The 6,033-nt window shown below is 44.6% G+C and carries 8 protein-coding genes; 5 read left to right on the top strand and 3 right to left on the bottom strand.

The window, feature by feature from the left end; genetic code table 11:
* Window positions 1-251, top strand: a 251-nt coding sequence (locus ACSLP7_RS11480; RefSeq protein ID WP_435579436.1) for an anti-sigma factor domain-containing protein, incomplete at its 5' end; no start/stop codon positions are given.
* A gap of 66 nt (window positions 252-317) precedes the next feature.
* Here ACSLP7_RS11480 and ACSLP7_RS11475 read toward each other — a convergent pair.
* The 3 genes from ACSLP7_RS11475 to ACSLP7_RS11465 are packed head-to-tail and all read right to left on the bottom strand — an operon-like array spanning window position 318 to window position 2,863.
* Window positions 318-1,604, bottom strand: coding sequence for a tetratricopeptide repeat protein (locus ACSLP7_RS11475; protein WP_435579435.1), 1,287 nt, complete (start codon window positions 1,602-1,604; stop codon window positions 318-320).
* A 12-nt stretch (window positions 1,605-1,616) separates the two neighbouring features.
* Complete coding sequence (locus ACSLP7_RS11470; protein WP_435579434.1) at window positions 1,617-2,198, bottom strand: DUF4331 family protein; 582 nt, start codon at window positions 2,196-2,198, stop codon at window positions 1,617-1,619.
* Between the two features lie 14 nt (window positions 2,199-2,212).
* On the bottom strand, window positions 2,213-2,863 hold the full coding sequence (locus ACSLP7_RS11465) for a DUF4331 family protein (protein ID WP_435579433.1): 651 nt from the start codon (window positions 2,861-2,863) through the stop codon (window positions 2,213-2,215).
* Between the two features lie 110 nt (window positions 2,864-2,973).
* Here ACSLP7_RS11465 and ACSLP7_RS11460 point away from each other — a divergent pair, with 110 nt between their 5' ends.
* The 4 genes from ACSLP7_RS11460 to ACSLP7_RS11445 all read left to right on the top strand — a co-directional run bounded on the left by ACSLP7_RS11460 (window position 2,974) and on the right by ACSLP7_RS11445 (window position 6,032).
* A complete protein-coding gene (locus tag ACSLP7_RS11460; RefSeq protein ID WP_435579432.1) occupies window positions 2,974-3,723 on the top strand; it encodes a hypothetical protein in 750 nt (249 codons plus the stop codon).
* A 95-nt stretch (window positions 3,724-3,818) separates the two neighbouring features.
* Window positions 3,819-4,277, top strand: a complete 459-nt coding sequence (msrB, locus tag ACSLP7_RS11455) for a peptide-methionine (R)-S-oxide reductase MsrB (RefSeq protein WP_435579431.1) — start codon at window positions 3,819-3,821, stop codon at window positions 4,275-4,277.
* Window positions 4,270-4,812 (top strand): peptide-methionine (S)-S-oxide reductase MsrA, encoded by a 543-nt coding sequence (gene msrA / locus ACSLP7_RS11450; RefSeq protein WP_435579430.1) that lies wholly within the window; start codon window positions 4,270-4,272, stop codon window positions 4,810-4,812. Before msrB ends, msrA begins: the two co-directional genes overlap by 8 nt.
* A gap of 2 nt (window positions 4,813-4,814) precedes the next feature.
* The gene (locus ACSLP7_RS11445) at window positions 4,815-6,032 is read left to right on the top strand and encodes a bifunctional alpha/beta hydrolase/OsmC family protein (protein ID WP_435579429.1); all 1,218 of its coding nucleotides are present in this window, start codon (window positions 4,815-4,817) and stop codon (window positions 6,030-6,032) included.
* Window position 6,033: the final 1 nt, after the last annotated feature.

Here is a 6,033-nt window from a genome sequence, read left to right as displayed (position 1 = left end):
ATTTAGATGTGAACGGCCTGCCAGAAGCCCCTAGCGGCATGCAGTATCAATTGTGGTCTCTTACTCTGGATCCACTTACTCCAACGAGTTTAGGGGTATTAGAGCAATCAGAAGATGATCTGAACCTCTATATCATTGAAAACGAATTCACCACAGAAGCCTATGGAATTACCCTTGAGCCAGAAGGTGGAAGCGAATCTCCAACCCTCGAGAATCTTTACGTACTCGGAGCTGTTAATACTGCACCATAAAAAAGCGCCTACCTCCGCGGGGGAGATAAGCGCATAACCAACCGAACAAAAAACACTTTAAACTCTTTAGAGGGCCATTACTTGTTTAGTGGCAATAGGGCCGAGTTCAAAGCTTGCTTCTTCTAGTTCTTCTTTAAGCTCATTTACTGCGGATAGTTTTCCTGCAGCTTTTAATATTTCTGCGCTGTGTAATAACAGTACAGGCTCTTCTGATTGTCCAAGCACCTGAGCTTCGGTAATTTTTAGGGCACTTTCTATATCTCCAGCAGAGAAATAGGTCCAAGCCAGAAGGTCATAGGTCTGTGGTGTTGCTCTGTGGCTAACTTCCATACGAGCTAATTGCAAGGCGAGATCAAAATCCCGCTCATCTATCGCGATTTGAGTCAGTGGCATGCGGTACAAAGTTTCTAGGCCTTGTTCCTGCACCACCTCTTTAAACTGATTCAAAACTTCAGTGCGTTGTTGCAGCGCTCCTGTATATTCAAAGATGTCTGCTTTGAGTAGCAACAGATCAGGGTTTTGGTCCGCGTTGGCGATACCGTCAATAATACTTAGGGCTTTTTGGGGATCTTTGTCGTTTGCAAAGGCGATATACGCAATTCCTTTTTTAGCGTAGGTAGAAGACGGGTCCAGTGCTAAGGCCTTCAAATAAGCCGCATAGGCTTTTTCAATGGTTCCTGCATGGCCGTAATAATCACCCAAATTAGACACTGCCCAGAATTCAAGGGAGGTATTATTACGCTCTTTGGCCCAAGCCAAGACCTGTTCCAGTCTAAAGATCGCCTCGTCTAAATTCCCCTTATAATCATTCCATTTGGAATAGCGGATCAAGAAATCCACATCACTAAAATCTTCGGTTTGTTTGAGCAAATTTTCAGCCACGTCATACTGAGCCAATTCCATGGCCACATCAAAACGCATCAATTGCGTTGCGCGTAAACCTTCTCCAAGTTTTTCTGCTTGTAGTAATAAGGATGCTGCTTGCTCAAATTCGTGTCGGCTTATGGCATTACGAGCCGCCGCTCTTAAAAAGCCAGCTTCTTTAAAATGCGTTTGTTCATTGACCTCCGCCCAGAGGGTTCCAGCTTTGAAAAGATCAGCAAAGACCCTTGATTTTGAAAAGCTCAAGCCATAAGCTCCAGCGAGCTTAGCCTTATAGCTAAACTCGCCTGGAACTTGATCCAATTTGGACTGCCAAAAGGCAATATCCTTTTGTAACCAATCTGGATTCTTTGGGGCAACTTGGAGACTGTCATCGATATCTTGCAACTTAGCTATTGGGGCCTGTTCTGCTGTAAATACATAAAGCAGAATGCCTAAAGCAAAAAGTGCAAGTCCAATTCGTGTTTTCATGTTGCTTGAATTTTACCAAGGAGAGGCCAAGTAGGGGAATGAGCTAGAAAAAGCTGCATCATTGGCATCTACATTGTCGTTAGAAAGTCCTGGGTTTTCCATAAAGTCTTCCCCGCCAAAGATCAGCAGTAACTCTACAGTGATCACATCATCGGCAAGGGCACGTCCCGTCAGTACGTTGGTACCGTCAAAGAAGGTAGTTACTCCATCAAGACTCACATTGAGTACATCTGTGGCCAAAAGCGTTGTAAAGCTCTCTGCATCCAATCCCAAGGCATTGGTGTCTCCGGGATTTGTGTAGGCTGGACTTAGGGCTTCTAAATTGGCTTGGAACATCGCTTGAAAAGCAGCTTCTTGCTCAGAAGGGATAGTGGTATTAAAACTGTCCTTGGAAGCCGAGGATACAAATACAGTATTCACTGCAGGTCTTCCCATTTGATCGGCTTGGGTGAAGGTTCCGCTAAAGTCGATCTCGTCATCCATCATCATGGTGTCGTCGTCCATCATGATGGGTGCGGTGTTGTCGTCGTCGTTTGAACAGGCCGCAAAAACAGCCATAAAGGCAAATAGGTATATGAATTGTTTGATTTTCATGATTTCTGTTTTAATTATTGCTTACTGTTTGCAGTTACCCAGAAGTTTATAGTTCCGCTGCCACCCAACATACTCTTAGGCATTTCTACCACTACTGAGAGTACATTACTGCCAGCAAAAGTGTCGCTTCCTGGGTTGTTGAATTCCGTTGCATCGCCATTGATAATAGCGGTGTACTGTGCAAAGTCCATAAAAAATGGATCGTCTCTTGGGCCTGCAAAAAACTGCATCCCAGCGTTAGTAGCGGTAATGGCCGATTCTCCATAAGGCGTGATCATCACAGAAGATTCTGTGGCGTCTACAGCAACGCTACTGTTAAGGCCTGTACTCGCGGGGGCAGTCGGACCAAAAAAATACATGGTACCGTTTCTTGGAATGGCCTGTAAAACTTGATCTTCAACAGCATCGCCATCCAGGTCAAAATTGAACTCCAACAGAGTGTTCTCATCAAAGCTCGCTCCCGCGGTAGCTCCTGGACTCAATAGACCTTGCAAGTTGGCAACAAAGACAATATTGTCTGTGTTCTCACCTTGAAAGGCGTAAATGTCGGTGATGTCGGTGGTCTGTCCTTGAACTGCAGGTGCATCAATGTGATCGGCTGCGATCAGTCCAATAGCAAGCAGACCCAGACAGAAAAGGCCGTACTTGATTTTTAGATTTTTCATCTGTAATTGTTTTGGTTTATATCCTACTTACGTAAGAGGTTTCCTTTTGGTTTTACCCAAAGCACTTTTTTTTACAAATTCATACTCGTAACTTTAAACAAACCGCCATTATGGACCACCCAATTCAAACTATTCATCAGCTTTCACAGTACCTTGCCGCCGCCGCTATTTCCTTTATGGAAGCCGCTCCAGACGACAGTCATACCAATTTGGGCTTCGATAGCGCTGCTCAAAGTTTGTACACGCATCCTTTAAATAATTTAGGCGTTCAGCTGTGTTTTAGTTATGCTGATTTTTCTCTGTTTTGGAAGGGAGAAGGATTGAAATCGAGTATCACCTTGGATGGTAAAACCCATGAGGAGGTATTAAATTGGCTCATGTCAACTGCTGAAGCTTTGGGTTTCTATACCCCTTATCGTTATGAATTTCATTATGATTTACCCTATCCAGTTGAAGAAGATCAGCTTTGGGTTGCGCCAGAGGACAAGGTGCTGAATGAGCTTAGTGATGCTCGGACAAAAGCACAACTGGCTTCCGAAGCCTTTGCAACTGAGCTCGGTAAAGAAGTAGCGATTAGAATCTGGCCGCATCATTTTGACACTGGCGGGTACACAGCCTTAGCTGATGGACTAGGAGTGGGTTGGGGTTTGGCCATTCCAGACTCGGTAGTTAATGGGTCATACTATTATATCAGTTATTATAAGGACGGAAAATCTTATCTGCCTGATGATCTTCCGGAACTGCCTTTAGGCGATTGGTATCGCGATGGATTCATCGGTGCAGTATTGCCATTTAGGGATTCTGATGATGATAGTTTCGTCTTTTATAAGCAGGTCCATGACCGGATTATGTCGCACTAAAATCAGCGGAGAAAAGTTTCACAAAACCTTGACAGTTCTCGCGCTGAATTTCGACGGATATGTTATAACTTCATAGATTAAATGAAAGAAGAGCTATGCTAAATTGGAACGACATCATTCGATTTTCTGTAAAAGGAAATCCCACGCCAGACCGGCGTGTTGAAAAAACTCCGGAGCAATGGCGTGAGCAATTGACGCCTGAACAATATAGAATAACCCGCCAACACGGAACGGAAAGGCCATTTTCTGGTGAACTCTGCAGTGTTTATGAAGCCGGTGAATACAATTGTGTTTGTTGTGGCACTCCCTTGTTTGATTCCACCATTAAATTTGACTCAAGCAGTGGTTGGCCGAGTTTTACGCAGCCCATAAAGGAGAATGCTATAAAATACATAAAGGATACGTCCTTTGGCATGGTACGCGTTGAGATCCAATGCAATACCTGTGATGCACATTTAGGCCATGTTTTTCCAGACGGGCCTGCGCCTAGCGGCTTGCGTTATTGTGTAAACTCCTTGTCCATCGATCTAAAAAAGGAAGCTGCTCATGACTAATCAAAATGAAATAGCTGTAATTGGCGGCGGATGCTTTTGGTGTGTGGAAGCCGTTTTTAGAGAAGTGGAAGGCATTCATTCCGCAGTATCTGGATACAGTGGAGGAAAGGTTCCAGGGCATCCAACTTATAGAGAGATCTGTAGCGGATTGACTGGCCATGCTGAGGTGGTTCGCTTGGAGTTTGACCCCAATGTGATCTCTTATAAAAAGATATTAGAGATCTTTTTGACCACGCATGACCCAACGACGCTCAACAGGCAAGGTGCTGATGTGGGTACCCAATACCGCTCCGTGATCTTTTATCAAGACGAGCAACAGAAGCAAATTGCAGAACAGGTCCTAGTAGAAGTACAGAAGTATTATGAGGATTTTATAGTCACCGAATTGGCAGAAGCCATGCCGTTCTATGAGGCTACAGAGGACCATCAGAATTATTACAACAAACAACCCAACCAGGGGTATTGCAGCTATGTGATCACCCCTAAATTGCAAAAACTGCGCAAACTGCACAGGGAGCAATTACGTATATCTTAAACATGAAAACAACAACCATCGAGATTGCCAAATCAGAAGGCAGTCTGTTTGCCCGATTAGAAGTGCCTGCCAACGGCAAGGTGCGGCATTATGCAATATTTGCACACTGCTTTACATGTAACAGTAATTTGAGCGTAGTGCGCTACATCAGCAGAACGTTGACCAATCACGGCTTTGGGGTGGTTCGATTCGATTTTACAGGTTTAGGCCGAAGCAGCGGTGAATTTGCCGATTCTAATTTCTCCGGAAATGTCCAGGACTTGATCACGGTGGCTCACTATCTGGAAAAGCAGTATGAGGCTCCAGCCATGCTTATTGGACACTCTTTAGGAGGCGCAGCTGTTTTGGCTGCAGCCGCTCAATTGGATTCCATCAAGGCGATTGTGACCATAGGAGCACCTGCAGAGGTGGATCACGTGACCCACTTATTTGCAGATGGTTTGAATGAAATTGAGCAGACGGGTTCTGCAGAGGTGAATATTGGAGGACGTCCTTTTAGGATCAAAAAGCAGTTCGTGGACGATCTTAAAGCCAGGAATTTGTTAGATACTGTCAAAGGGTTGAAGATACCTTATTTGATCATGCATTCCCCTCAAGACTTGACCGTGGGTATTGAAAATGCGGCCAAATTGTATCACGCAGCCTTTCACCCAAAGAGCTTTATTTCTTTGGATGGAGCCGATCACCTTTTGACCAATAAGGTAGATGCTGTTTATGTTGCGGACATGATCGGGACTTGGGCCGGCAAGTATTTCCCTGAGTTGGATGAAGACCTGATCTCTACTAAAGGTGAACAGGTGGTGGTTCACCTGGACTTAGAGAACAATTTTACCTCTGAGGTGTTTACACCCCATCATACTCTTATCGCGGATGAACCTAAATCCGTAGGCGGAGATGACCTTGGGCCTTCTCCTTATGAACTGCTCAATGCTTCTTTGGGAGCTTGTACCGTCATGACCTTAAAAATGTATGCCCAGCGCAAAGGTTGGGATCTACAGGAAGTATTTTGCTATTTGACCTATTCTAAAAAACACACCGATGATCTGCCAGAAGACCTGGAAGTAGAAGCCATAGGGCAGATCGATCACATTCAAAAGACACTGGAATTTGTTGGAGACTTGGATGAAAAACAGCGCGAACGCCTCAAGCAGATCGCTAGTAAATGTCCGGTTCACAAAACATTGACCTCACCAACTATCATCGACACTAAACTCATTTAAT

It is taken from the genome of Gilvibacter sp. (genome assembly GCF_965601605.1).
Taxonomy (GTDB): Bacteria; Bacteroidota; Bacteroidia; order Flavobacteriales; family Flavobacteriaceae; genus Gilvibacter.
Note: the sequence above shows the minus strand (reverse complement) of the source record. Positions and strands in the feature narration are given on the sequence as shown.

Coding starts and splice junctions, on each gene's coding strand:
- ACSLP7_RS11470 (WP_435579434.1), bottom strand. CDS start 2,198: ATGAAAATCAAACAATTCATATACCTATTTGCCTTTATGGCTGTTTTT.
- msrA (WP_435579430.1), top strand. CDS start 4,270: ATGACTAATCAAAATGAAATAGCTGTAATTGGCGGCGGATGCTTTTGG.
- ACSLP7_RS11475 (WP_435579435.1), bottom strand. CDS start 1,604: ATGAAAACACGAATTGGACTTGCACTTTTTGCTTTAGGCATTCTGCTT.
- ACSLP7_RS11460 (WP_435579432.1), top strand. CDS start 2,974: ATGGACCACCCAATTCAAACTATTCATCAGCTTTCACAGTACCTTGCC.
- ACSLP7_RS11445 (WP_435579429.1), top strand. CDS start 4,815: ATGAAAACAACAACCATCGAGATTGCCAAATCAGAAGGCAGTCTGTTT.
- msrB (WP_435579431.1), top strand. CDS start 3,819: ATGCTAAATTGGAACGACATCATTCGATTTTCTGTAAAAGGAAATCCC.
- ACSLP7_RS11465 (WP_435579433.1), bottom strand. CDS start 2,863: ATGAAAAATCTAAAAATCAAGTACGGCCTTTTCTGTCTGGGTCTGCTT.